Here is a 25,198-nt window from a genome sequence, read left to right as displayed (position 1 = left end):
ATGTGGTTGAAACTTAAAATCCTTTTAGGATATGTCATACTGCTTCTCCTGCTCGTCCTGACCATTCATATCTTCCGCAAGGAACAGACGAGGCGGAACAGCCTGCGACAGGATGAGCATGAACTGGCCTGTATCCGGCATCTGGCCGGAGAAACATACGCGGGCTTGCTGGGACTGGCCACTTACGGTGAAACAGCCAGCGTCTGGGATGAAAGCGACCTTGGACTCTACCACACAAAAAAAGACAGTGTCTGTAACATGTTGCAGACACTGAAAAGGTATGTGAAGTCTCCCGAACAACAGTCGCGCATAGATTCGTTATGCCTGCTGCTGGAAAGAAAGGAACTGTTGTTAGACACGGTCATGGACACGTTCGGGCGTCTGCGCAAGACCGGCGAGATCGTGAACAGCAAGATTCCGGCAATCGTGTCCCATATCCAGCAGGCGGATGTCCTTCCTGCCGAGAAATAGAAGGAGGAGGAAACTCCGAAGAAGGGTTTCTGGTCATTCATCAGGCCCGGGAGGAAAAAATCGGCCTATCTGCAGCAGAAGGAACAGCTGGAACGCCAGCGACAGTCCATTGGTAAACATCAGGGTACCACATCTGTCACGAGCATGCTGCACTCCCTTGACAGGGAGGTGACCGACATGCAGAAAGCCGAACGGGAAAGGCTGCTGGAACAGATGGACCTCCTGTACAGTAACAACACGGACCTGAACCACAGGCTACACCGGATTGTCAGGGACTTTGAGGCGGATGCTGGAATACGGCTTGATGAGCGTTACAGGCAATTCATTTCCACACGCGACCGCTCGTTCCATACGGTCTCTCTGCTGGCTGTCCTCATCTCGTTGCTGACCGTCCTCCTGTATCTTATCATCCACCGGGATCTGAACAGGATAAACCAGTATCAGCGTCAGCTGGAAGCCTCCAATCGTGAGAACACGGAGCTCCTACAATCCAGAAAACGCATGATGCTCACCATCGCTCATGACCTTCGTGCGCCACTGGCTACTATCAAAGGATGCGCCGAACTGCTCCCCGGGGAAGAAAAGAAGAGCCGCAAGGACGAGTATGCGGAAAATATACTCCATTCTTCCGATTACATGATCGGGCTGGTCAATACGCTGATCGGATTCTACCTGCTGGATACCGGCAGGAACAAACCCATCCTTTCGATTTTCCGGCTGGAGACCCTTTTCAGCGAAACAGCCCGGAACTACGGTTCGCTGGCCAAAAAGAAAAAGCTGCGGCTGACAACCGCCTTTTCCGGTCTGGATGTGGTAGTAAGCGGTGACCGTTCCCAGCTCCAGCAAATCCTGAACAATCTGCTTTCCAACGCCATTAAATTCACCCGGCAAGGTGAAATCCGCCTGCAAGCGGAATACCGGAATAAAGAATTGCATTTCTCGGTACAGGACACCGGTACCGGGATGACGGAGGAAGAAACAACCCGGATATTCACAGCTTTTGAACGGTTGGACAATGCCCGTAATGTTCCCGGTTTCGGATTGGGGCTGGCCATTGCAAGCAGGCTGGTCTCCGGGATGCAGGGAAGCCTTACCGTAAAAAGCAAACCGGGTGAAGGCAGCACGTTTACCGCATTCCTGCCACTCCTTGAGGCGGATGAATCCACCCAGATGGATGAGACACGCATCGCTACTGATTATCATCTGGATGGAATCAACGTACTGGTCATTGATGACGACCGGATGCAACTGAACATTACCAAAGAGATGTTTAACCGTAACGGAGTGCGGTGCGACTGCTGCCAGACCAGCCGTGAACTGGTTACCCGGCTACGGTCACAAAGATATGACCTGCTGCTGACGGATATACAGATGCCTGAAACGGACGGCTACGGAATACTTGAACTGCTCCGGGCATCCAATATGGAGAACGCAAAGACAATCCCCGTCATAGCGGTAACGGCACGGGTGGATGATGACAACGAGTATCTGTCGGGCGGCTTTTCGGGCTGCATCCATAAACCATTCTCTATGGAAGAACTGATAAATACAGTGGCACAAGTGATAGGAGAAAAAGACAGAAAGGAGTATGCTCCCGATTTCTCACTCATCCTTTCAGGAGAGGACAACAGGGAGGAAATGCTCGCCCTGTTTATCGAAGAGAGCCGGAAAGACCTTGCCGCATTAACCGCTGCCTTAGACCGACAAGACAAGGAGGCCGCCGCCTCCATCCTGCATAAGAACCTGCCCCTATGGGAAACCGTCCGTCTGGATTTCCCCTTGTCTCATTTACGGGAACTGGTGACAGAACCTGCGACAGAGTGGACCAATAGACAATCCATGGAAATGCGGGACATCATCCGGGCAGTGGAAAAACTGATAGTATACGCTGAAAAATACGGGAGGAAAGCCTATGAAAACAATCCTGATTATTGAAGATGATATTGTGTTCAGCCGTAGCATCAGCAACTGGCTGGTGAAAAAAGGGATGAAAACCGAATGCGTGGCAACCCTTGCGAATGCCCGTAAAGCCATCGGGCAAAAGGAGTTCGACCTAATACTGGCAGACCTGCGCCTGCCGGACGGAAATAGCACCTCGCTCCTGAAATGGATGAATGAGAAGTACTACTCTATCCCTTTTCTGATCATGACCAACTACGGACAGGTGGAGAATGCGGTGACAACCATGCAACTGGGAGCCATCAACTACCTGTGTAAGCCTGTGCAGCCAGACAATCTCCTGGCTCTGATAACGGAGATACTGGATAAAAACGATAACGAACAGGAGTTCTACCGAGGTGAAAGCCCCAAAGCCCATGAGATGTACCGTCTGATAGAGATGATTGCCTGTGCCGACATCTCCGTTCTGCTCCGTGGGGCTTCCGGCACCGGGAAGGAGCACATTGCAGCCGAGATACATGCCCGGAGCCATCGGAAGAACAAGCCGTATCTGGCTATCGACTGCGGGGCCATTTCCGATGAGCTTGCCGCCTCCGAGTTTTTCGGTCATCAGAAGGGAGCCTTTACCGGTGCGGAAAGCGACAAGGTCGGATTGTTCCGTGCCGTTAACGGAGGGACATTGTTTCTGGACGAGATAGGCAACCTTTCCTATAAGACACAGATGCTCCTGCTCAGGGCCTTGCAAGAGAAACGCTGCAAGCCGGTAGGTTCCACGAAAGAATACTCTTTTGATATCCGGCTGGTTGCCGCCACCAATGAGAATCTGGAAAAAGCCATCGGAGAAGGACGCTTCCGGGAAGACCTGTTCCACCGGCTCAATGAGTTCACTCTGCGGATTCCTACACTGGCAGAATGCCGGGAAGACATCCTTCCTCTGGCTTATTTTTTCTTGAAACTCACTTGCGCCAAGGCCCATAAATCGTTTCGTGGCTTTGACCGGCTGGCAGAGGCGGCACTGCTGGAATATCCCTGGCCGGGGAATATCCGTGAACTGAAGAATGTAATAGGTCGAGCCGTACTCATCTGCCAAGAGCAATGGATTTCCGTTTCAGACCTGAACCTTGAAATCTCCCTTCCTAAAGAAGAAGAAACGCAGTGGACGGAAGAAGAAAAAGAAAAGGCGTTGCTTCTCCAGACCCTTGAAAAGACGGGTGACAACCGTTCCAAGGCGGCCCGGTTGCTCAATGTCAGCCGGACTACCCTGTATGAGAAACTAAGGAAATACCATATCATCGACTGACCGGAGGATAACCCGAAGCAAATGAGGTTTACAAAAGTGTAAGCCGTCCTAACATTCTTGTCAAGGACGGCTTACACTTTTTATTTACACCCGTTTCTATATGAAATTTGTTTATTGTTGATTGTCAGTATTTTAAAAAGGTATAGAGCTTTAAACGATAGCAGAGGCATTTCATTTGGCTTACTCCGGTATAAACAAATCAAATGTATGCCGTATGAAACCATTTACAGAATGCCGTATATTCAATTATTTATCTCTGGCTTCAAGCCCAAAACAGACAGTTTCCGATGAAGAATTCTCTTCCTCCTATACCGAATATGAACAATACCTTTACGACCTCGCCATCGAATCGGTTTCCGTATCGGAAAGGCTGCGCCATCTGCTTCACAGCAAGGTAGAACTGATTTCCCTAAAGAAGTTATTCACCCGAACAGGACATTTCCACACGGCAGTAGCCGAATTCTATCTGGACAAATGCCTCCTGCTGGTGGAGGCGGAAATAGAGCTGGTCAATTTTGGTGTACAGTACCCCGGAACCATCACGACACCTTCCTCGTTTCTTTCATCGCTCCATTGGAAAGGTTCGCTGGTCAACCTGATGGAACTGATCTCCTCGCTGGATTACAGCGGGCTGATTACGGACGAAAGCGGCAAACGCCTCTCTTTCGCCGGTATCGTTTCCGCTTTTGAGAAACTCTTCAATGTTGCCATTCCCAAACCATATGACCTGCGTGCCGACCTTGCCCGGCGCAAAAAGAACTATTCCGTCCTGCTGCCCAAACTAAAGGAAACCTTTGAAAAGAACATCGCGGCTTGCGGAAACGGGAAGTGAACAGGGGTATTTTTACCCCCTGTCACAAATAGTCATCTCTTGTCATTTGTAGTCACTTTCCGATTTTAGGTTCGTATCAAAATTATCACTTATTTTGCTGCCGGATAAATAAAACCTGAAAAGATATGGCTAAAATCAATAGTACACGCAAACCCGGACGGGCTGACACTTCGAGCAAATGAAGAGGCGGACGGAATCCCAAAGAGGAATCAGAACTTCATTCTTATTATTACGGATTCCGTCTGGACGAACTCCAGAACATCGAGTTTGAGAGGCTCTTTGAGAATTCGGGAGCTAATAATAAATCCCAGTTCATCCTTGCCGCCCTTTTCGACAAACCGATGAAAGTCGTGAAAATAGATAAGGCGGCAACGGACTACTACATCAAGCTGACCAACCTGCAGAGCGAATACCGCCGGATCGGAGTAAACTATAACCAGGCAGTCAAAGCTCTGCATACCGGACTATCCGAAAAGAAGGCTCTTGCCATGCTCTATAAATTGGAGCAACTGACTATTGAACTAATATCTCTCAACCGGGAGATTATCCGTCTCACCCAAGAATTTGAACAATGGTTGCAAAAATAACATCAGGAGCCTCCGTTTACGGGGCATTATACTACAATCAAGAAAAAGTGGACAAGCAGCAGGCACGGCCACTGGCATGAAACCGGATCATGGAACCGGCAGACGGCCATCCGACCATCCAGCACTGCATCCGTTCCTTCGAACCGTATCTGGCGGCTAACCGCCGGACTGAGAAGCCCGTTATCCACATTTCATTAAATCCACACCCGGACGATGTGCTGACCGATGAACAGTTGACCGCTATCGGCCAGGAATACATGGAAAAAATGGGATATGGCAACCAACCCTATATCATCTACCGGCATGAGGATATCGGCAGGCCCCACATCCATATCGTCTCCCTGCGTATTGACGAGCAGGGAAAGAAAATTAAAGATTACAAAGAATGGCAACGCTCGACCGCTGTTTGCCGGGAGCTGGAGAGGAAATACCATCTGTTACCCGCCGAGAAGATGGAGCGACGGGAATCCCTGCCGCTGACTGCCGTCGATTACCGGAAGGGGGATATCAAGCATCAGATAGCCAATGTGGTCAAGCCCGTCATGCAGGGATACAAGTTCCAATCCGTCAAGGAGTTTAAAGCCCTGCTTGGCCTTTTCCATGTAACGGTGGAAGAGGCCCACAAGACGATAAAGGGAAAGACCTATCATGGACTGGTCTATGCGGCTACCGATGAAAAAGGAGAACGGACCGGCGTAGCCATCAAATCCAGCAAGATCGGTAAAAGCGTAGGCTACGAGGCACTCCAAAAGAAATTTGTGAAAAGCAAACAATGAATTGCCCGACATCCCGTACCCGTACAGACGAAGGAAGCTATCGCTACCGCCCTGCAAGGACAGCCCACCCGTCAGGGATTCCTGCAGGAACTTTCTGGAAAAGGCATTGCCGCCATACTCTGGCAGAACGATTCCGGTGTGATCTATGGCGTGACCTACATCGACCATAACTCAAAGACCGTATTCAAGGGCTCGCTTCTGGGCAAAGAATATTCGGCATCGGTTATAAACCGGAAGTACGGCACGATCCCACCGGAAAAGACTGAAGAAGCCCCTGTTATCCATCCGTCCGAACCGGAAATGAAAGAGACGGAGCTGGTGGAAGGACTGCTTGATATATTCTCTTTGGAATCCTATCCGTATCCGGCAGACGACCTGACGCAAAGCCCTTACGGGAAAAAGAAAAAGAGAAAACGCAGAGGTCCGCATCTGGGCTAATAAAATGTATCACCATTAATTATCATACCGCTTATGTCACAAGACGAAACCAGAGGGCTCAATAAGAACCTTGACTTCATGAGGGCCATCAGCATCCTATTTTTAGTGATGAATGTCTATTATTTCTGCTATCCCTATTTTCTTTCCATGAACCTGAACATCGGTGTCGTGGACAAGATACTGCTCAATTTCCAGCGGGATACCGGGCTGTTTTCCCATTCGCTGGTGAGCAAGTCCTTCAGTCTGCTCTTCCTTTTCTTCTCCTGCATGGGAGCGAAAGGACGGAAGGACGTGGAGATGTCATGAAGGAGTATCGGCTGTTACCTTATAGCCGGGATGCTGCTCTTTTTTGGTAGCGAGCTCTTACTGACGGCACGCTTCCCCGTCGCGCTTCTAACCTTATTATATGTAGCTACCGTAGCTGCCGGATATATCAGCCTGCTTACCGCCGGAACCTGGATCAGCCGCCTGTTGAAGAACCAACTCATGGATGACGTCTTTAACGACGAGAACGAGAGCTTCATGCAGGAGCGCAGGTTGATTGCCAATGAATACTCGGTAAACCTGCCCACCCGTTTCCGTTACCAACGAAAGACCTATTCAGGCTGGATAAACGTGATTAATCCCTTCCGCGCCTCATTGATATTAGGCACGCCGGGATCAGGAAAGAGTTATGCCATCATCAATAACTATATCCGCCAGCAGATAGAGAAAGGATTCGCCGCCTATATCTATGATTTTAAGTATCCGGATTTAAGCATAATTGCTTATAACCAGCTGCTTAAAAACAAGGATAAGTATGCCAAGCCGGTCGGATTTTATGTGATTAATTTCGATGATCCCAGATACAGCCACCGGTGCAATCCCCTCAATCCTTCGTTTCTATCCGATATCGCGGATGCATACGAATCAGCGTATGTAATCATGTTAAATTTGAACAAGAGTTGGATTCAAAAGCAGGGAGATTTCTTTGTAGAAAGCCCGATTGTGCTATTTGCGGCGGTGATCTGGTATCTTAAAATCTATGAAAACGGGAAATTCTGCACCTTCCCACATGCCATAGAGCTATTGAATAAACCGTATTCCGACCTGTTCACCATACTGACCTCTTACCGGGAGCTGGAGAATTACCTGTCACCTTTTATGGATGCATGGAAAGGTGGTGCGATGGAGCAGCTCCAAGGGCAGATAGCTTCCGCCAAAATTCCGCTATCAAGGCTGATCTCACCTGCCTTATATTGGATTATGACCGGAGATGACTTCACGCTGGATATCAATAATCCGGAGGAACCCAAAGTTTTGTGCGTCGGCAATAACCCTGACAGACAGAATATTTACTCATGTGCGTTAGGATTGTATAATGCCCGTATCGTTAAAATGGTCAACCGAAAAGGCAGGCTCAAATGCTCTATTCTAGTGGATGAGGTTCCCACACTTTACTTTAAAGGACTTGACACCCTGATCGCTACCGCCCGTAGCAACAAAGTGGCAGTATGTCTGGGAGCACAGGATTTCAGCCAGTTAATACGTGACTACGGTGATAAGGAGGCGCGGGTGATCCAGAACACAATTGGAAATATCTTTTCCGGGCAAGTGGTCGGAGAAACAGCGAAAAACCTTTCTGAAAGGTTTGGGAAAGTGCTCCAACAGCGCAAATCCATTAATATGACCCGTGAAGACACCTCAACCAATATCAGTACCCAGCTCGACTCGCTGATACCTGCCTCCAAAATCTCCAACCTCTCGCAAGGAGAGTTTGTCGGCAGTGTCTGCGACAACTTCGGGGAGAAGATAGAACAGAAGATATTCCATTGCGAGATCGTGGTGGACAATGAACGGGTAGCCGCCGAAACAAAAGCCTACAAGCCTATCCCCGTCATAACCGACTTTACCGGTGCGGATGGTAAGGACCACATGCAAGAGGAAATCGAAAGGAACTACTATCAAATCAAGGAAGACGTGACGCAAATCATCGAAAAAGAGCTGCTTCGCATCCAAAATGATCCCAACTTGAAACACCTGCTGGAAACGGCAGACGATGAATAATCCCTATTTAATTTATTAATCATTTAAATGTTGTAAACATGGAAAAAAAGAAAAGTTCTCCGGCCAACCTGCCGGGAAAACCCTGCTTCCCCTGGGTGGGAGGTAAAAGAAGACTGCTTCCCGTACTTATCGAATCCCTTCCGAAAGACTTCGGACAGATGGATACCTATGTAGAACCGTTTGTCGGTGGCGGCGCCCTCTTCTTCTGAATAAGACAAGCCTATCCGGAAATCCGTTGCGTCATCAACGACTCCAACGAGGCTCTGATCAATGTCTACCGCGTCATCAAGGAATCCCCGGAGCAGCTTATTAAAGTGCTTGCCCGGATACAGGACGAATACATCGCGCTGGAGGAACATACCCGAAGAAGGGTCTACTTCATGGAGAAACGTACCTACTACAATGAAGGAAACCCGAATAACATCACCCGTGCCGCCCTGTTTATCTTCTTCATGCGTACCTGTTATAACGGCATCTACTCCGTGAACCATAGCGGAAAGCTGTCCGTCACTTTTGGTGCCGGGGGACGGGTAAAACTGTTGGAAGAGGAACTGATCCGCTTTAACCACAAGCTGCTGCAAGATGTTGTGATTCTGGACGGTGACTACCGGCAGACCGCAGAATACACCGGAGCCAACTCCCTATTTTATTTTGACCCGCCTTATAAGCCGGTCAATGAGGGTAACTCCTGCACCTCCTACATGCCACAGGACTTCGGAGATGAAGAGCAGATCAACCTGGCAAATTTCTGCAAGGGAATAGGTGAAACCGGTGCCAAATGAATGCTTTCCAACTCCGATCCCCGGCAAAAGAACCCTGAGAACACCTTCTTCGACGACCTCTATGCCGGTTTCCATATCCAGCGAATCAGCATCTTCCGTTCCATCTGTTCCATAGCCGAGAAAAGAGAAGCGGTCAATGAATTGCTGATCAGAAATTATTAAGAATAAATATCCGGTGGTAGCCGGGTAGCAATAAAAAGAGAGCCAAATTCCCTCCAGCAGGGATTTGACTCTCTTTTTTATTGCCTGCCTTTCATGCATCAGACAAGGACCAGTATTTTATAATTTTCAACCGGACTGTTTCTTTGCAGGCTTTTCAATCAGCTTCGGGGCTGTTTCGTGCTGATGATCCGTCTTGTTCTCCTGCGCCATCTTCCTGCCCAACAGGTAATCGTTCAAATCGTTATACTCCCGGTAGCAGTCGGACTTGTCCCTGACCGGGCATCCGGCTTGCGCCATCTGCTGAAAAGCCTGCCTTCCGGCGGAATCGTTATCCAGTAGGCAGAGGGCACTCTTATACTCTTTCAAGACAGGGATAGCCTTGCCTACATTGCTGACCGAATTTAAAACGATATAGTCCGGACCGTTTCCTTTAGGCTGTCCGTTACCGGGATGCGTAGCCTTGAGCGTGAGGTATGAGAGATAATCCATAAAGCCTTCAACCACTATGCAACGGTCGCTGCCATTTTTGATATGGGTAATCTCTTTGGGCGATATGCTGCCTTTTAGGTATTTGTTACGGATCTCGTACCCGCCGCTCCGGTTGGCAAAGCCTACGGCAAAATACCATTTTCCCTTGTTCTGAAAATGCACTTCCTTGCATGCTTCCCTTGCGATTTCAGGCAAGATGCCTCTTTCTTTGAGATATCCCAGCAAGACCGGGTTCGTCAGCGGATCAATGCGTACCTGCCGGTAGCCGGTAGCCTGCGGTTCCGCCTGCCGGGGAGAGGCTGCTACCGGACGGAAAGCAGCCGGAAAATGTCCCTCTATCGTTTTAAGCGCATAAGAGATATCCTTCGTCTTTTGAAGCTCCATCGCCAGGGTGATGATGTCCCCTCCCTGTCCGATGCCGAAATCGTATCATAGGTTGCGGGATGCGCTCACCTTGAAAGAAGGTGTCTTCTCCTCACGGAAAGGGGAACAATACCAGATACTGTCCCCTTGTTGTTTTACCGGGTTGAACCCCATACGCCGGAGATAATCCTCCAACTGAATGCTCTTGGCTTCTTCAATGTTCATTGTGTAACGGATTAAATTAATGACTCTTTTTAGAACGGGAATCCTTTAGTATCACCCACTGCAACGGATTCTGCGGCTTCCCGTTTTTTCTCAGTTCAAAATGCAGATGGTTGCCGGTCGCTATGCCGGTATGACCGACATTGCCGATATGCCGACCTATGCGTACATCGCTCCCTTTCCTCACATGCAATTTGCTCAAGTGTGCATACAACGTGGAAAAGCCGCCCGCGTGCCGGATTTCGATGTACCAGCCGTAACTGCTGCTATACCTGGCTTCAACGACTTTCCCGCTTCCTGAAGCATAGACCGGCGTGCCATAGGGTGCGGCAAGATCCACTCCGGCATGGAGTATCCTTTTCTTTTTCACCGGATGCATCCTTATACCGAAACCGGAAGAAACGGCATACCTCCTCCGACTTTCATTCAATGGATACAGAATAGGATAATCGGCCAGTACGGTAACCGGCAACCGGCTGTCTCATATGAAAGACTTTCACTGCCGGGCAGAGTGGATACGGTAGATGACAGCACTGAGTCCGGCTTTATATCCCTTTGACGGGGACTGTGCAAAAGCCGGACATGACAATAAGTGACAGAACATGACAATTAATGACAACTTCCTCATAATCAAACTATTTAATGACAAAGATAGTAATTTTACCCTCGTAAATGATTCATTAATCTTTAAAATTAACGTATATGAACGATGTGAATTTAGCTCCTGAAAACAAGGAAGCAACCCCGGAACACGGGTATTTGATGGCGTATGACAAGAAAGAGCAGAAAGCCAAAGGTGTAAAAGGAATCGCAGCGAACGGAGAGCTGGAAACGCTCGAAGCTAACGAGGCGAACAGGGACCAGTTTATCAAAGTGGACCAACGTGGAAACTTCTTCACCAACTTCGGGAAGAATTTTCTCTACCAGTACAATAATCCCGGTCGTTACTCCCTCTACAACATGCCGAAGGAAACGCTCGTAGAGCAGGCCAAAGAAAAGATCGAAGCGGCGCAGGAACCACAGAACGAAGCAGTCAGAAGGGAACTGGCTTCGACCAGGGTGTATAATAACCATCGCTTCAACGAGCGGGAAGTGAATTGGGAACAGGCCGCCAAATACGGCATTACCCCGGACGGACTGAAGAACGCAAAGGACAGCCTCGAAAGAATGTTGCAGGGAAAGACTTCCGCTATCGCTTTCCGTGTGGCAAAAAATTCCGAGCTGGGGCGTGAAAACGGGGATGCCAAACTCTCCCTGTTCCGCGACGAGAACGGAGCTGTCAAGTTCGACATCCACTACATCCGTCAGGCTCCCAAGATCGGGGAAGACTACAGGGGACATGTCCTGACGGAAGAAGACCTCAAGGCCCTGAACCAGACCGGCAATCTCGGCAAGGCGGTGGATGTAGTCATTGACTACCGTACCAAAGAAACCAAATCCTGCTACCTTTCCAAAGACCCGGTGACCAATGAATTGTTCCATATGCCCGTAGAGCAGGCACGCATTCCGCGTAAGGTGAAAGATTATACGCTTTCTCCGAAAGAATACGATGCTGCCGTGCGCGGTGAGGAAGTACCGATCCGTTTCAAGTCTGATAATGGAAAATTTTATGCCACCTCCATCCAGATGAGTGCCGCCGAGCGAGGGGTGGAATTCCTCTGGGAAAGAAGCACCAAGAAGTTGGAAGAGGCACAGAAACAAGGTCAGGAACAAGACGGAAGCCAGCAGCAGCCCCATGCACCGGTACAAGTAGCCGGAAAACCCCGGAAAAAAGAGGAAGCCTCACAGCAAGCGGAAAAGAAACCGCGTACCCGTAAACCGTCCATCACACCTAAAATGTAAGAAAAATGGCAACCTATATTTCTGATGATCCCAAACTATTGGACGAGCTTTTCAGGAAAGACGGTGAAGGCCAGCTCCTTGTCGGTTATGAAACCGGCAAGGAGAAACCCCATGCAGAATCCTCCTATATGCTTTATCCTGCCAATCCCGACAGGCAAGACCCTGTCTATACGTTTATGGCCTTGTTCAGCCAACAATCGATAAAAGCCAAATACTCCGCCTTCGTACCGAATACCCGTCTGGAAATCTATTCATTCCCGAAGATGACGGATGTACCGGCTATCTCCGGAGATATTTCCAAAAAGGAATATATCAATCAGGTATTACTACCCTATATCCGGGAAAAGGGACTGGCTCCTCTAATAAGTACCAATCTGAGAAATGTCCTGTTTGCGCAGTCACGCAGCGATATCCTCATGATATCGGGAGAACTTCCGAAACTGACCACACAGCAGTTGGACGAGCTGGTCCATTTTCATCAGAAGCAGGATGAGCTGGCTGCCAGGTATGATTATAATCCGGTTTACAAATTACCGCTGCATGCTGTGGAAACGTCCAAAGGAATCTTGTTTTTCAGTGATACCAAAATGGGACGGGAGGGATTGAAGAGCTTTTACCAACAGTTATCCGGCAATTATTTCTGGGTTCATGGCGAACCCGGTCCTGTCAGGCAATACAACGTCAACTGCCTGTCCGACGATATCTGTCCTTTGGTGGATGCCTGCTACCGGAAGAATCCCCAAAGCGGAAAAGGGGAATATGATTTTGATAATGCTGTATTCTCAAAAGAGGCTTTCCGTGACAGGAAACAGTGGAAACTGGCGTTTGAAACGGACATGGAGCCGAGCGCTTCTGAATTTCTCCGCCTGAATGAATTTGCCGGATGTCCTGCGAGCCGTAACAATGCGGATATCAGCAAACTGTTGTATCTGATGGAGAACGGATTCAAGCGGGATATAATAAATGATCCCGATTTCGGATACCGGAATGTCTTTCAGGAGTATGTCACCCGGATAGACGACTGTATCAACGGACAGTCCTCGGGGCCAGATTTGTCAGATGTGCTGGATGACATGCGTTGGAAAGCGAAGAATATCCTTCTGACGGATTTCGATGTCCGTGGACACCGTACATTGGAAAGGACACTGAATGACAGGAGCGTCCCGTTTCTCATCAATGGAACCGATGCCGGCGAAGCCATGAGGCAAGCCTTGCTGGAAGGAAAGTGGATCTACTGTCCCCAAATATCCAAGTCAATGCCAGATTTACATTTCCTCCATGCCGAAAAGACATGCAACCGGGTAATGGCATATACCAAATCTCCCGTAAACAAGACCGTGTATCAGGAGAAAAACGGCAAAATCATTCCATATGTACCGGCTTTGAAAAAGGTATCGAAAACGAAAAGGAACAATTCCCTCAAAATGTAATGATATGAAGCAACCTGAACAATCCTATACAGCCATAGAGACAGCCCATGGCTTTGTGTTCTTTACTGATACGACGGAAGGACAGAAAAACAGGCAGGACTTTCTGCAATTTATGGCAGACCATTACTTCGATCCCCATTTCAATCTTGGTCCGGTAAATGTTTACCGGGCAGAAGGAGTCCTAAAGGATGGATCCTATGTCAATCCGGGTGAAGGCCTGTACCCGGAATATGCTTACCTGCAGATGGATAAGACACCGGAAATGGAGCTGGTCTACCGGAATGAGATGAAGCCGACCTGGGAGGATTTCGGTAGTTTCTGCCACAATATGCATTGTACCAGCAGCCATCGCAACCGTAATATCGCTGATATTTTGGAGGAAATAGAAAGCAAGGACCGTAAATTACTGGAGCTTTCCAAACAAGGTACAGCATCGGATATCCGGCAGCAGATAGAAGAAACCGGCCAGGATAAAGCCTTGCTGGACAAACTCCTCAAGCAGTATTACGATGTGCGTGGACACCGGACTGTTGGGAACATCCTCCGCGACCCGATGGAATGTGTCACCGTAGACGGTGTCCGGCTCTTTACCCCTCACCGGCAAGTATTGGCGGCAGGGCACGGACTCTTCCTGCCGGGAGAGGCAAAAAGCAACCCGTCCCATGCCTATGCATGGATAAACGGGGATTTCACCCGGATCGTATTTTCTAAGGATCCTCCTGCGAACAAACAGGTGTTCAAAGTGAAAACAGTCATCGAAAAGGCTTTGAATAAAAAGCAGGACGTGAAAAAGAAAAGAAATACCCACCCTAAATTGTAGAAATATGGACAAGAGAAACCAAATGGAAAATCCTTTTTTCGATCCCGACAAGCCGGGAAGTATTTTTGTCGGTATGGACCGTTACCATCAGTACTCTCCCCACCAGCCCCGAAATGCCCTCACATTCATTCAGAAAGGAGATGCGGACAGCCTGTTCCGCAAATTCCTGATTGACAATATCAAGGAAGCGGAGTGCTGCCCCTATATTCCGGATACGGAACTGCTCCGGTTTGACCTGGCGAACATGAGGCAGGTTCCACCGGTAGATACCCATACCCCTTTCGAGGAATATATCAGCAAGGAACTGCTGCCGTATTTTCAAGAACACTGCATTCCCCCTGCCAAACGCATTTCCCTGCGTGATGCGGTCTATACCTATAAATACAAGAATGAACCGGACGGCGGCATATTGAAGAAGTATCTCATGCAGGAACCCGCATACTTGGAGTTTCGATTACAGCAACAGGAAAAAAGGACATTGTACCGGTGCCAGCCGCGGTACACATTCCCCTTAAAAGTGGTGGAGAATGACTTCGGATACCTTATCTTTTCCGGTAACGAGATCGGCAGGAACGGATTCAGGGAGTGCATCCGGTACATCACGGACCATTACTTCGACCCGCACTACGATACCGGCCATCTGGCCGTCTACGACAGTACGTTCATGGACAAGAACCTGGTTCCTCTCATAGATGCCGCTTACAAGCCGTGCAAACCGATGGAACTGGATTATTCCTTCGATTTTTATCCGGCATCCTATATCGGTCTTGACGAACTGCCCAAAGAATTCATCGACAGTTTAAAACCGGTATGCTACCATTCGATGGAAGCGACAGCCGGGGATTTTATAAAATTCGCCACCGACTGGCATTTCAATAAGGATACGCAGGTTTCCATCAGCCGGGAGAACCATGACATTTACCGGCTGCTGACCGTCATGCGTAACGGTTATATGAATATTCATGAACAACCGTTTACCTATTTCAATGAACTGCTGCCGTATGCCAAGGAATTTGAAAAAGTCACGCAGGTTAAATCTGCCGGCGAATTCGATACGGGAAAGTTCAAGCGGTTGTCTACGGAAATCCGGAAGGCTGCCGATGGAATTTTGAAAAGGGATTTCGATGTGAGAGGGCACCGTTCCCTTGAGAATATGTTGAATGACTCCACCGTTACCTTCACCGTCGGAAGCCGAAAACTGAATGAAGTTCAAAAGACGGCACTGGCTTCGGGATACGCACTGTATCTCCCGGAAAACAACAAGGAGGCGACAAGGCATCTCCTTTTTTGCAAGGCCGACTTTGAGCAGGGCAGAATTGAGGGTTCCTCCAAGCCCTTCGGCGTCAGGACATACGTGATAAAGGACGGACTGCTCTGTCCGCTGCCGGAAGAGAAGAATACCGTTAAAAAGACTGAGAATAAGAACAGACATAACAATAACCGTTTAAAATAAAGCGATATGATACCTAAAAGTCAGATGTACCTCGGAGCGCGGATTGTAGAGAACGATCCGGAAGAGGAAACTCCCGTTGTTCCCTATAAAGGAACAGTAACAGCCATTGAAGAAACCGGAAAAGGGGAACTGGATTACTTTGTCTATATCCGGCTGGATGATGAGTCCATGAAACAAAAAAGAATCTCCCTTTGCTGCCCGGACAAGATCATGACCTGTTTTCCATGGACTATAGACCTGGAAGAAAAACAGAAAATGGAGCAGAAAATGAAGAATAAAAAAGTTCCCGACCCGTCGAAACGGCATAGACTATCTTAATCAACCATTCATCTAAACCATAAAATAATATGAGTACATACATTGGTTTCAATTTGAACAGCAACAGGCAGATTGAACATTTCCAGACCATAGAGAATCGTTATGGCATCAATTCAGATGGCGGCAAATTTCTTTTCGGGCAGGCAGAACTGGCCTTGAAAGGCTCCTACATTCCTAAGGAAGAAGTCTATTTAATACCATATCAGGGTGCTGTACAACCGGGGAACATTGAAAGGTTCATCAAGGACATGACCCATAACGGAGGACTGTCTTGTGCAACTCATTTCCCATTGCGGGATATCGCCTTCGTTTACGAGAATACATCTCCTTATGGCATCCATAATGTGGATAGCATCCAGAGAATGCTTCAAAAGGCCAAAGACAATCCCCTGCTGAAAAAACAACTGAACGCTTACCGCGCATTCCATCAAGAAAAGGAAAAAGATATCTACAACAGGGTGATTACTGCAATAAATACGAACCAGGGAGTCCTGATGTTCAATGATACCGGCAGGGGGATACAGTGTGCGCAGAAATACCTGCAGCATATTGGCGATAATTTCTTCTCGCCGGTTTACAGGGATGCGGATAAACTGCAAATATATTATTTCAGCACTTCCAATATCAATCTGATCAAAGAGGCGTCAAAGTGTTCGAACATGTTTGAACATGGCTTAAAAAAGATATACCTTCCCCAAAAGGCTCATTTCCTGGATTCAAATATGATAGCCAACTATACCCCGGCGGTAGAATGCAGCATGGCTCCCTCTTTGGAATGTTATAACCAACTGGCCGAAAAGTTGAATCTGGGCAAGAGCCAGAAGAATTATAACATAGGCGTACTCGACCGGATCTGCAAGACCGGGCAAATCGGGAATTTGGAAAAAGACAGCCGGTTCAACCATCAAAACAGCTTTGTCTCCCTGGATGAACGGATCAGGCTGTCTTATGTGGGGAAGCAGGATGGCACACTGCTGAAAAATGCACTTGAACGGACCATCAAGGATACGGCAAAGAGAATCCTACAGACGGACTATGCGGTACGGGGCTATGAACCGCCCAAACAGGAAAAGAAAAAGAGTAGAAGTATCACCATGTAACTATTTTAAATTTCAATCGTATGCAAAAGCAAGAGATTTCAAACATTATGATTTTCTTTGTTACCCAGGACTTGGAAGGGCAACCCCGACAACTGGAGATGCACCTGATGCCGGAGAAAGAAGTATCGATGATGAATCAACGATTCACCGAATACCTCCAGCGGCAAAGGGAAATGTACAAGCCGTCCCTTGTCCAAAGCCACTTGCCGGATCTTTATCTGTGCCGCTACCAGTTTCCGGCAGGAGTAAGCTACCCGGATATCCGGCTCTTTGACAAGGATAACAGCTTGGTACAAAAATTCATCACCCGGAACGGAGGAAGCATGCAGGGCAATGTCTCATTGCGCGGACTGGAATACCTGCATTCTCACGATGAAGAAAAAAGCCTGCCCATGCTGGTAGCCAGCGGACTTGCCGACCACCTGCTTGTACAGCCGGAAGCCAAACGGTTCGCGCTGGCACAGGATACTCTCCACGACGATCCGTCGGAAACCCTGACCGCCGTGGAAACCGCCAAAGGAGTGCTTCTGTTCGAATATTCCGGCTTTGGAAAGACATGCTGCCATGCCTATATGCAACATCTGGCCGACCGTTTCTTCATTACGGACGAAGAGAAACCGGAGTTTGTCAACCTGTACAAGCTGACCCGTCCGGACGCAGAAGTGGTAAAGGCATTCCAAGCATCTCCCAATGCCTTCTCCTTATATACAAACTCTTTTCTGCCGGAGAAAGCACAATATCTGGATGCGACTATCCTGCGGAATGCCCGGCTGGACAGGAGCCACCGCATAGAACCGACATTCGATGCCTATGACAAGTTTGCTTCCTCCTATAACGTGCTCCCCAGTATTGCCAATGCCCAGATACTCCGGTTACTATCCTTACAGGAAACCGCAGGAATCTATGGGATAGACTATACAACCAGAAGGATTCCGTTCATACACAAGAATTCTTTCAACTCCCAGTTCAATGCGCTGCAGAATATTCCGGCTGAAAATAAAGGCGGACAGGAGAAGGTCAAATCACAGATCCGGGATCAGGCGGCCTATATCCTGAAACGTGATTACGGGCTTATCCCGGACAGCCTGCAAAACAAAGAGATAGACCCCATCATTTCCCTCCAGACTCCCAAAGGAGCCGTCTACCTGCCCGCCACGGATGAAGGAGCCATCTATAAACAGTGTTACCTGCAATATCTGGCTGACCGTTTCTTCACTCCGGAAGTACAGGCTCTGGGACGAATCAGAGAATTCTATATTTCCTGCCCGAACCATAGCACGGAGCATTACATGCAGAAGCATCTGGACCTTTTCCGGTCCAATCCTTTCTACGGGCAGCTGGCGAAAATGCCATTGTATCCGATAGAGCAATCCGAGCTGTTGAAGAAAGGCGGCTATCCCATAGAGCCGACATACCATGCATTCAAACAGTTTACGGAAGATTACCGGCTTTCGGTAACGCCGGAGAATGCCGAGATATTCACCCTGCTCTTTATACGGGAATACGGATTACCGGCTGATTTCAATACTAATGAAAGCTATAAGGAGTTCACCCACAAAGGAAATTTTAAACCGCTGGATCAAGAAATGTCCGAACTGCAATCCAAAAAGGGATATAGTGAAAAGGCATTCTACAATATTCAAAACAGGCAGCAGCAACTCGCGGACAAGATACTTGGCCTGAGATACAGACTGACCTGTCCTCCGTTGCAACTGACCGGACCGGCGGCTTCGGAAAAGAGAAAGACGGCTTCCCGTCAGAACAAGTCACATAATCCCCGCATCTAAAACTGATTATCATGCCTGCATGGATGGAAAAAATAAAAGATACATTCACCGCTAAAGCGGATTTAAAGAGCCTGTTTATTGTGTTACAGCCGGATAATCAAGTCTCGACTGTCATGGTCGTGTCGTATGTTCCGACGGATAAGGACTCTTTTCAGGTATTTATGGATCTGACCGCCCGGATTGCTATGGATCAGAAAACCATACCGGATAACTTATTGCTGCATTTTGAGGGAATACCTGCTAAAGATATTCCTTTCACCAGCGAACTACCGGCGAAAGACAGTGAGAAAGCCCTCAGTTTCATCGCCTCTTACGGAGGCATCACTGAAAACAACTCCGTACCTTTACGGAAAGCGGCTTATTTGAGAGCATGCCAAAGGGAACTGACGGCAGAGAATATCCGGGATCTGGACTACTCACCAGCTTATAAGTGCTTTATTGCACACGAAGATGCGATGGAGAAGATTGCGGCAGGAAAGCAAGCCAAACAGTTCTACACCATAGCTGAAACGGAACAAGGTGTCCGCGTATTCAATGACGGACTTTCCGGGACTATAAAGTTTCGGGATTACCTGCAATCGACAGCGGACAATTTCTACTCAAGCTCTTTGCAGGATGTGGAGTCATTGAATATTTACCGGATAGAAACCGTCTCCCGCCGGATGCTGGAACTCTCCAACGGGAATCAGACCACCATGCCGCAGGCCGGGATGGAAATTCTGGCGAATTACAAGCCGTCCGTCACTTTCGACATGCATCCTACGGGAGAAAATCTCAACCGGTTTGTCACAGCCGGCGCATTGGAACTCTCTATCCGTAACCGGAACATTATGACACTTCAGGACATAGCAGCCAGAGGATACGCCCATTTACCGGCAGACGAATCGTTTGCCTATAAAAAGGATTTCTTGTTTGTGGAGAAAGGTATCCGTGAGATTACCCGGCAAAAGGAATTGTACCGGGATTATCCTTTCCGGCAGAAGATGGATGAATTACAAAATGCTGCCAGGTCATTGGCGCAAACACTGTTAAACAGGGATGGAGTCCGGAAGAACTATCATCGGGTAAGCCCGCCTGTTGTTGTTTCTAAGAAAGGAGAAGCTCAAACAGCCGAAAAACCGCAAGACAAGCCCGGACTGTCCTGTGGCAATGAAAAGAAAAAGGTCAAGACAAAAACCGCTTCCGTTAAAAAGCAGGCGAAGCCCAAATTATAATGCATATGGAACTGATAAATAATACATTCATTCCCGAAAAAGAGATACCACGTAGCCGCAGGGCTGCCGGAAGGAAAGCATTCCTGCAAACTTTCAGAAACCTGTTTACCAGCCGGAATCATTTCAGGAGATTCATGGATACTTACCGTTTCAACACGATCCGCTGGAGCGCGTCCAACCTCCACGAACCCTCATGGGGAAAACGGATCGGATTATTCTTTCGTACCAAAAATCCAATCGCTATCCTCCGGGATGATTACCGGAGCAATCGCAGTAATCTGTTGAATAAATGGGAAACGTCCAGCCTGAACCGTATCCAGATGGAACTGGTCCGAATGGGTAGTATGCCTATTCAGAATAAGGACAGACATACTTTCAAAGCTCTGAACAGCATTGAAAAGAAAATCAAACAACTGCAGGAATATGAAGGATGTCCCGATATGAGCCATGAAAAGCAGCTTCTGGCAACATACAAGTACATTCTTTCTTCTCCTTTTGACCGGAAGTTCGGAGGATTGCCACCCGATGAGATTTGTGGGATGCTTCAGCAGAACGGACTGTCTGAATCAAACCTTCCTTACCAAAATTACGAAGGAATCCTCCAGGGCCGTGAAACAGTCATGTACGAACTGGCAACCGGAAAGAACGGGGAGAAATACCTCCAACCGGCAGATCAGGTGAAACTGAATGCGGGAATGTCAGGAATCTCAATGGATTTAATCAGCCGTTTTCCGGCAAAGGAAATACCCCTGCCGAATCTGACGGAAAGCATACAAGTATCGGAAAAGAAAGAGAAGCTCTCCATTCCCAAAGAACCGAAGAAAAGGGTACGGAAAGAAAAATCAAAGGTCAAGAGTGTAAAAATTAAATAGTCATTCATATTAAAAAAGAAAGTAACATGAAAACAATTTGTATTTGTGAGAAGCCCTCGGTGGCACGCAGCATTGCCCGGGTCCTGGGCGTAACGGAGAAACAGGAAGGATACTTGAGTGGGAACGGATATGCCGTCACATGAACTTACGGCCATCTGTTGGCATTGGCCCTGCCTCAAGACTACGGCATTGTCCATGTGGAAAAGGAGATGCTGCCTATTATTCCCGACCCGTTCAAACTGGTTGTCCGTCAGATTAAAACCGAAGATGGATACAAGGCTGATCCGACGGCTCTGAAACAATTGGAAGTAATCCGTAAACTGTTGGGTCAGGCTGATCAAGTGATATCCTGTACTGATGCAGGGCGGGAAGGAGAGTTAATTATGAGATATGTGCTTGAATATCTGGGATATCATAAGGAAACCAAACGCTTGTGGATATCTTCCATGACAGAAAAATCGATACGGGAAGGATTTGATAGCCTCAAATCAAGTAAGGAGTTTGACAACCTGTACCGTGCCGCTAAAGCCAGGAGAGAATCAGATTGGGTCGTCGGTATGAATGCCAGCCTGTCTTTGAGCATGGCTGCAGGCAAGAGTAACTATTCTCTGGGAAGAGTACAGACACCGGCACTTGGCATGATTTGCCGTCGATATCTGGACAACAGGGATTTTATAGCCAAACCCTATTATCTGCTACAGCTACGGACAACGAAAGCAGGGAAAGAACTCGTCTTAACCTGTACCGGGAAATATGATACACCGGAAAAACTCGATGTGGACCGTAAAAAAGTGTATGAAGAGACGACAGCCAAAGTGGTGCAAGTGGAGAAGAAAGAGGTTCCAGAAGAAGCTCCGCTACTTTATGACCTGACCGCCCTGCAACGAAGTGCCAATACCAAACTCGGACTGACCGCAGAACAGACGCTGAACATTGCTCAAAAATTATATGAAGGAGGCTACATTTCGTATCCCCGTACCGGATGTAGCTATATCACAGAAGACATCTTCGAACAAGTCCCTTCCCTCATCGGCCTGCTTAAGCAACATCCCCGTTTCACATGGCATGCGGAAAACCTCTGTAACCAGCCTTTAAACCGGCACTGTGTGGACGATAGCAAGATGACGGACCATCATGCGTTAATCATTACGGAGAACTATCCCCAGAGGCTTTCCCTTGACGAGCAGAATATCTATTCCATGATCGCGGGACGCATGTTGGAGGCTTTCTCCGGCAAATGCCTGAAAGAAACGGTATCCGTACAAGCGGACTGTAACGGCGTTCTTTTCGGGATAAAAGGAAGCCAAATCAAAGTTCCGGGGTGGAGAGGCATCTATAACGAACCCAGTGAGAAAGAAGAAGGAAGTCTTCTGCCCGAATTTCAGGAAGACGAAATATTGCCCGTGCTCGGTATTGATACATTGGTCAAGAAAACCAAACCGCAGCCCATATTCACTGAGGCAAGCCTGCTTGCTGCGATGGAAGGTTGTGGCAGAACATTGGACGATGAAAAGGAAAAAGAGGCAATGGAGGATTCCGGCTTGGGTACACCGGCTACACGTGCCGGAATCATCGAACTGCTCATTGCCAGACACTACGTGGAAAGAAACGGACGGTCACTGATTCCCACTCCCAAAGGACTGGAAGTATATGATATTGTAAAAGAGAAGATGATCGCCAACGTGAGCATGACCGGAGGGTGGGAATGCGCCTTGCATGAAATCGAAACCGGCAAAGTTTCCACGGAAACATTTACTCAGAGCATCAATTCCTATACCCAACAAATCACCTCGGAACTGCTTGCCCTGAAACTTAACCATCCGGACTTGCCACATTGTAACTGCCCCAAATGCGGAGCAGAAACGATTATCGTCTTTAACAAGGTCGCCAAATGCAGCGATCCCAATTGTGGGTTCCTGTTATTTAGAACGTTCAACGGCAGGGAACTGACGGATAATCAGATGCTCCTGCTGCTATCGGGGAAACGTACCGGATATCTGAAGTTTACCAGCAAGAAAGGAAAGAAGTATGAGGCATCACTCGAGCTGGATGACAATTACAGGATTGAGATGACTTTCAAGGATAATAAACCTAAAAAATAAAGAAGCGACTTATGAAAAAAGAAATGGAAGAGATACCGGATGAACTGAATCCGGACTTAATGCTGAATACGATTGCTTCCGAACTGCTGATCAAGATAGCCAAAGGGGAGATTGATATCCAGAAGCTGGTCAGGAAACAACTCTCGGACAGGGGAATCGATGACCAACGGAACTGGATAGGACCGGACAAGGCAAGAAAATATTGGGAGAAATATAAGATGCCTGTCTAAACCAAGTCAGTCAGGATAAGAAGATAATTGCAGGTTATTCAATCCGTTTGTAGGCCAGCCTGCAAATACCGGATCTGAAACATTTGTTCCCGGTCATTTCCCATGAGGAAGGACCGGGAATTTCTGTAAACAGACGTATGCCGTCCCCTTGGATATACGGTGCGACAAAAAGGATGATTTCATCCACCAACCAGTATCTGAACATGCTGCTTATAACGGAAATTGTATCCGGAGCCGCTTCTATGAAATAAATACCTTCATTTTTCTTTTTCCATTGTGTCAATGAGATGAAAGATACATCCGGCCCGAGAGTCTGTGTAGCACGTTCCCGTATTTTGGTGAGGCCATATTTGTTCGGATTATCCCACAAAGGGGAAGAAACAGTCCTGTCGAAGAGGTATCCGTCAAGAGTAGTGATTGCAAGTAATTGGAGTTTTGCCATAAGTATAATATTTAACCTATAAATATTATTCGGCAGAAGTATTTGAGAAAGCGTGGCCTTACCCAACTCCAAGACGGAGGTTCTGGTAAACCTATGAATAGTAGCTGTGTAAGCCACGCTATGACAAAGCATAGCATAAGCAATACACAAAAAGCCTCTATTCATTGAAATTTACCAGATTTCCGTCTTGAGACATTCTGCGAATGTTATGTCTATATCTAATTGGAAGGCTATTGCCTGCCATTTAAATCTATATTTCGTTCCAAAGATACTCATATTTCTGATTTCTCCGAAGAAATCCATATCATAAAGAAATGTGGCAGGGCAAAAAAGGAAAAAAGATGAAAGAGTTACCATTTGTATAAGGGATGTCGGATTTCACGACTCCCCCGTTAAATAAAAAGTATAAGAAAAGCTACGCTGACAAAAAATGACTATTAATGACTATTAACGACACTGGAAACTAAACGATTGATTTATAGTAATATTCCCTTTATCTTGCACCCAATTTCATTATTCACAATTTAATTTATAAATCATGGAACTGACAATTATCGAAACAAGTGCTTATCAGGACTTGAAGAAACAACTAAGTATGCTGTCCGTGCAAATGATGGACTTTCAAAAGAAAATAGCCCCCGTAACACCGGACAAGTGACTGGATGCGCAGGATGTGTGCCTGGCTCTCAATATTTCCAAAAGGGCACTGCAGACTTACCGGGATAACGGGCTGATTCCTTATTCTAATATCGGTGGAAAATTCTTTTATAAAGAAGTGGACATCCAGCAAATTCTGGAGGAAGGACTAATCAAAAAAAGAAAATAAAGAGTATGGCAGACATTATCACTAAAGATTCGGAAGAGTTCAAGGAACTTACCGGATGGATCAAACGGACAGGAAAAAATCTGGAGGCTGCTGCGGCACGGATACGTCCGACGATTGCAGACGAACATTATCTGAGTGGAGATGAGGTATGCCGGATGCTTCATGTTTCCAAGCGTACATTACAAACACTACGGGATGAAAAGGCAATACCTTATACCTCAATTACCTCTGTCGGGGGTAAACTGCTCTATCCGGAAAGCGGGCTATACGAGGTACTAAAAAAGAACTATAAAGATTTCAGGCGTTACTTGAAATAAGGAGGATGTAAATTAAACTGTGTCAGCAAGGAATAAAGTATTAACTTTGCTAACACAGTTTTTTTTATGAAAGAAGAA

General features: G+C 47.5%; 23 protein-coding genes and 3 pseudogenes. 22 read left to right on the top strand and 4 right to left on the bottom strand.

The features are described from left to right. The 9 genes and pseudogenes from LPH68_RS04355 (at nt 1) to LPH68_RS04315 (ending at nt 9,293) form a co-directional block, all read left to right on the top strand. Nucleotides 1-2,406: pseudogene (locus tag LPH68_RS04355) on the top strand (ATP-binding protein). Continuing rightward, nucleotides 2,384-3,670, top strand: a complete 1,287-nt coding sequence (locus tag LPH68_RS04350) for a sigma-54 dependent transcriptional regulator (RefSeq protein WP_004308106.1) — start codon at nt 2,384-2,386, stop codon at nt 3,668-3,670. Before LPH68_RS04355 ends, LPH68_RS04350 begins: the two are co-directional and overlap by 23 nt. A 214-nt stretch (nt 3,671-3,884) precedes the next feature. Continuing rightward, a complete protein-coding gene (locus LPH68_RS04345; protein WP_004308105.1) occupies nt 3,885-4,502 on the top strand; it encodes an RteC domain-containing protein in 618 nt (205 codons plus the stop codon). Nucleotides 4,503-4,744: 242 nt separating this feature from the next. Continuing rightward, nucleotides 4,745-5,089, top strand: coding sequence for a conjugal transfer protein MobA (gene mobA, locus LPH68_RS04340; RefSeq protein WP_224202605.1), 345 nt, complete (start codon nt 4,745-4,747; stop codon nt 5,087-5,089). A gap of 89 nt (nt 5,090-5,178) precedes the next feature. Beyond that, complete coding sequence (locus LPH68_RS04335) at nt 5,179-5,865, top strand: relaxase/mobilization nuclease domain-containing protein (protein ID WP_004308102.1); 687 nt, start codon at nt 5,179-5,181, stop codon at nt 5,863-5,865. Nucleotides 5,866-6,003: 138 nt separating this feature from the next. Further along, nucleotides 6,004-6,303, top strand: a complete 300-nt coding sequence (locus tag LPH68_RS04330; protein WP_004308101.1) for a hypothetical protein — start codon at nt 6,004-6,006, stop codon at nt 6,301-6,303. Between the two features lie 33 nt (nt 6,304-6,336). Beyond that, nucleotides 6,337-8,349, top strand: a pseudogene (gene mobC / locus LPH68_RS04325) (conjugal transfer protein MobC). A 38-nt stretch (nt 8,350-8,387) separates the two neighbouring features. Continuing rightward, nucleotides 8,388-9,131: pseudogene (locus LPH68_RS04320) on the top strand (DNA adenine methylase). After that, complete coding sequence (locus tag LPH68_RS04315; protein WP_004308096.1) at nt 9,132-9,293, top strand: hypothetical protein; 162 nt, start codon at nt 9,132-9,134, stop codon at nt 9,291-9,293. 126 nt (nt 9,294-9,419) lie between these two features. On the opposite strand, the gene LPH68_RS04310 is transcribed toward LPH68_RS04315, so the two are convergent. From LPH68_RS04310 to LPH68_RS04300, 3 genes are read right to left on the bottom strand one after another with little or no spacing between them, the layout of a single operon-like run. After that, nucleotides 9,420-10,166, bottom strand: a complete 747-nt coding sequence (locus tag LPH68_RS04310; RefSeq protein WP_004318633.1) for a toprim domain-containing protein — start codon at nt 10,164-10,166, stop codon at nt 9,420-9,422. Nucleotides 10,167-10,211: 45 nt separating this feature from the next. Further along, nucleotides 10,212-10,370: a hypothetical protein gene (locus LPH68_RS04305; RefSeq protein WP_004311895.1), complete on the bottom strand. Its 159-nt coding sequence runs from the start codon at nt 10,368-10,370 to the stop codon at nt 10,212-10,214. Nucleotides 10,371-10,386: 16 nt separating this feature from the next. Continuing rightward, entirely contained in the window at nt 10,387-10,839 is a 453-nt protein-coding gene (locus tag LPH68_RS04300) for a M23 family metallopeptidase (protein WP_008771124.1), read from the bottom strand. Nucleotides 10,840-11,069: 230 nt separating this feature from the next. Between LPH68_RS04300 and LPH68_RS04295 the strand changes: the two genes are divergently transcribed. The 11 genes from LPH68_RS04295 (at nt 11,070) to LPH68_RS04245 (ending at nt 23,535) form a co-directional block, all read left to right on the top strand. Then, nucleotides 11,070-12,209 carry a DUF4099 domain-containing protein gene (locus LPH68_RS04295; RefSeq protein WP_004318630.1) on the top strand — a complete coding sequence of 380 codons (1,140 nt, stop codon included), beginning with the start codon at nt 11,070-11,072 and terminating at the stop codon, nt 12,207-12,209. Between the two features lie 5 nt (nt 12,210-12,214). Beyond that, nucleotides 12,215-13,639 (top strand): DUF6047 family protein, encoded by a 1,425-nt coding sequence (locus LPH68_RS04290; RefSeq protein ID WP_004311892.1) that lies wholly within the window; start codon nt 12,215-12,217, stop codon nt 13,637-13,639. A 4-nt stretch (nt 13,640-13,643) separates the two neighbouring features. After that, complete coding sequence (locus LPH68_RS04285; RefSeq protein WP_004311891.1) at nt 13,644-14,459, top strand: DUF6047 family protein; 816 nt, start codon at nt 13,644-13,646, stop codon at nt 14,457-14,459. 4 nt (nt 14,460-14,463) lie between these two features. After that, nucleotides 14,464-15,912, top strand: coding sequence for a DUF6047 family protein (locus LPH68_RS04280; RefSeq protein WP_004318628.1), 1,449 nt, complete (start codon nt 14,464-14,466; stop codon nt 15,910-15,912). 6 nt (nt 15,913-15,918) lie between these two features. Next, a complete protein-coding gene (locus LPH68_RS04275) occupies nt 15,919-16,230 on the top strand; it encodes a hypothetical protein (RefSeq protein ID WP_004311889.1) in 312 nt (103 codons plus the stop codon). A gap of 29 nt (nt 16,231-16,259) precedes the next feature. Then, entirely contained in the window at nt 16,260-17,330 is a 1,071-nt protein-coding gene (locus LPH68_RS04270; RefSeq protein ID WP_004311888.1) for a DUF6047 family protein, read from the top strand. Between the two features lie 20 nt (nt 17,331-17,350). Beyond that, a complete protein-coding gene (locus tag LPH68_RS04265; protein WP_004311887.1) occupies nt 17,351-19,117 on the top strand; it encodes a DUF6047 family protein in 1,767 nt (588 codons plus the stop codon). Between the two features lie 11 nt (nt 19,118-19,128). Next, nucleotides 19,129-20,331, top strand: coding sequence for a DUF6047 family protein (locus LPH68_RS04260; RefSeq protein WP_004315703.1), 1,203 nt, complete (start codon nt 19,129-19,131; stop codon nt 20,329-20,331). Further along, nucleotides 20,331-21,203 carry a hypothetical protein gene (locus LPH68_RS04255; protein WP_004318625.1) on the top strand — a complete coding sequence of 291 codons (873 nt, stop codon included), beginning with the start codon at nt 20,331-20,333 and terminating at the stop codon, nt 21,201-21,203. Before LPH68_RS04260 ends, LPH68_RS04255 begins: the two co-directional genes overlap by 1 nt. A 209-nt stretch (nt 21,204-21,412) precedes the next feature. Further along, nucleotides 21,413-23,305 (top strand): type IA DNA topoisomerase, encoded by a 1,893-nt coding sequence (locus LPH68_RS04250; RefSeq protein WP_005680137.1) that lies wholly within the window; start codon nt 21,413-21,415, stop codon nt 23,303-23,305. A gap of 11 nt (nt 23,306-23,316) precedes the next feature. Continuing rightward, a complete protein-coding gene (locus LPH68_RS04245) occupies nt 23,317-23,535 on the top strand; it encodes a hypothetical protein (protein ID WP_004318621.1) in 219 nt (72 codons plus the stop codon). 34 nt (nt 23,536-23,569) lie between these two features. On the opposite strand, the gene LPH68_RS04240 is transcribed toward LPH68_RS04245, so the two are convergent. Then, on the bottom strand, nt 23,570-23,977 hold the full coding sequence (locus tag LPH68_RS04240) for a deaminase (protein ID WP_004311882.1): 408 nt from the start codon (nt 23,975-23,977) through the stop codon (nt 23,570-23,572). A gap of 658 nt (nt 23,978-24,635) precedes the next feature. On the opposite strand from LPH68_RS04240, the gene LPH68_RS04235 reads away from it, so the two are divergent. Beyond that, nucleotides 24,636-24,803 (top strand): helix-turn-helix domain-containing protein, encoded by a 168-nt coding sequence (locus tag LPH68_RS04235; RefSeq protein WP_008771129.1) that lies wholly within the window; start codon nt 24,636-24,638, stop codon nt 24,801-24,803. 5 nt (nt 24,804-24,808) lie between these two features. Beyond that, nucleotides 24,809-25,120: a helix-turn-helix domain-containing protein gene (locus LPH68_RS04230; protein WP_004311879.1), complete on the top strand. Its 312-nt coding sequence runs from the start codon at nt 24,809-24,811 to the stop codon at nt 25,118-25,120. Nucleotides 25,121-25,198 lie beyond the last annotated feature (78 nt).

This window comes from Bacteroides sp. 1_1_30, from assembly GCF_020982715.1.
Classification (GTDB): Bacteria; Bacteroidota; Bacteroidia; order Bacteroidales; family Bacteroidaceae; genus Bacteroides; species Bacteroides xylanisolvens.
The sequence above is the reverse complement of the archived record's forward strand: the minus strand, read 5'-3'. Positions and strand labels throughout refer to the sequence as shown.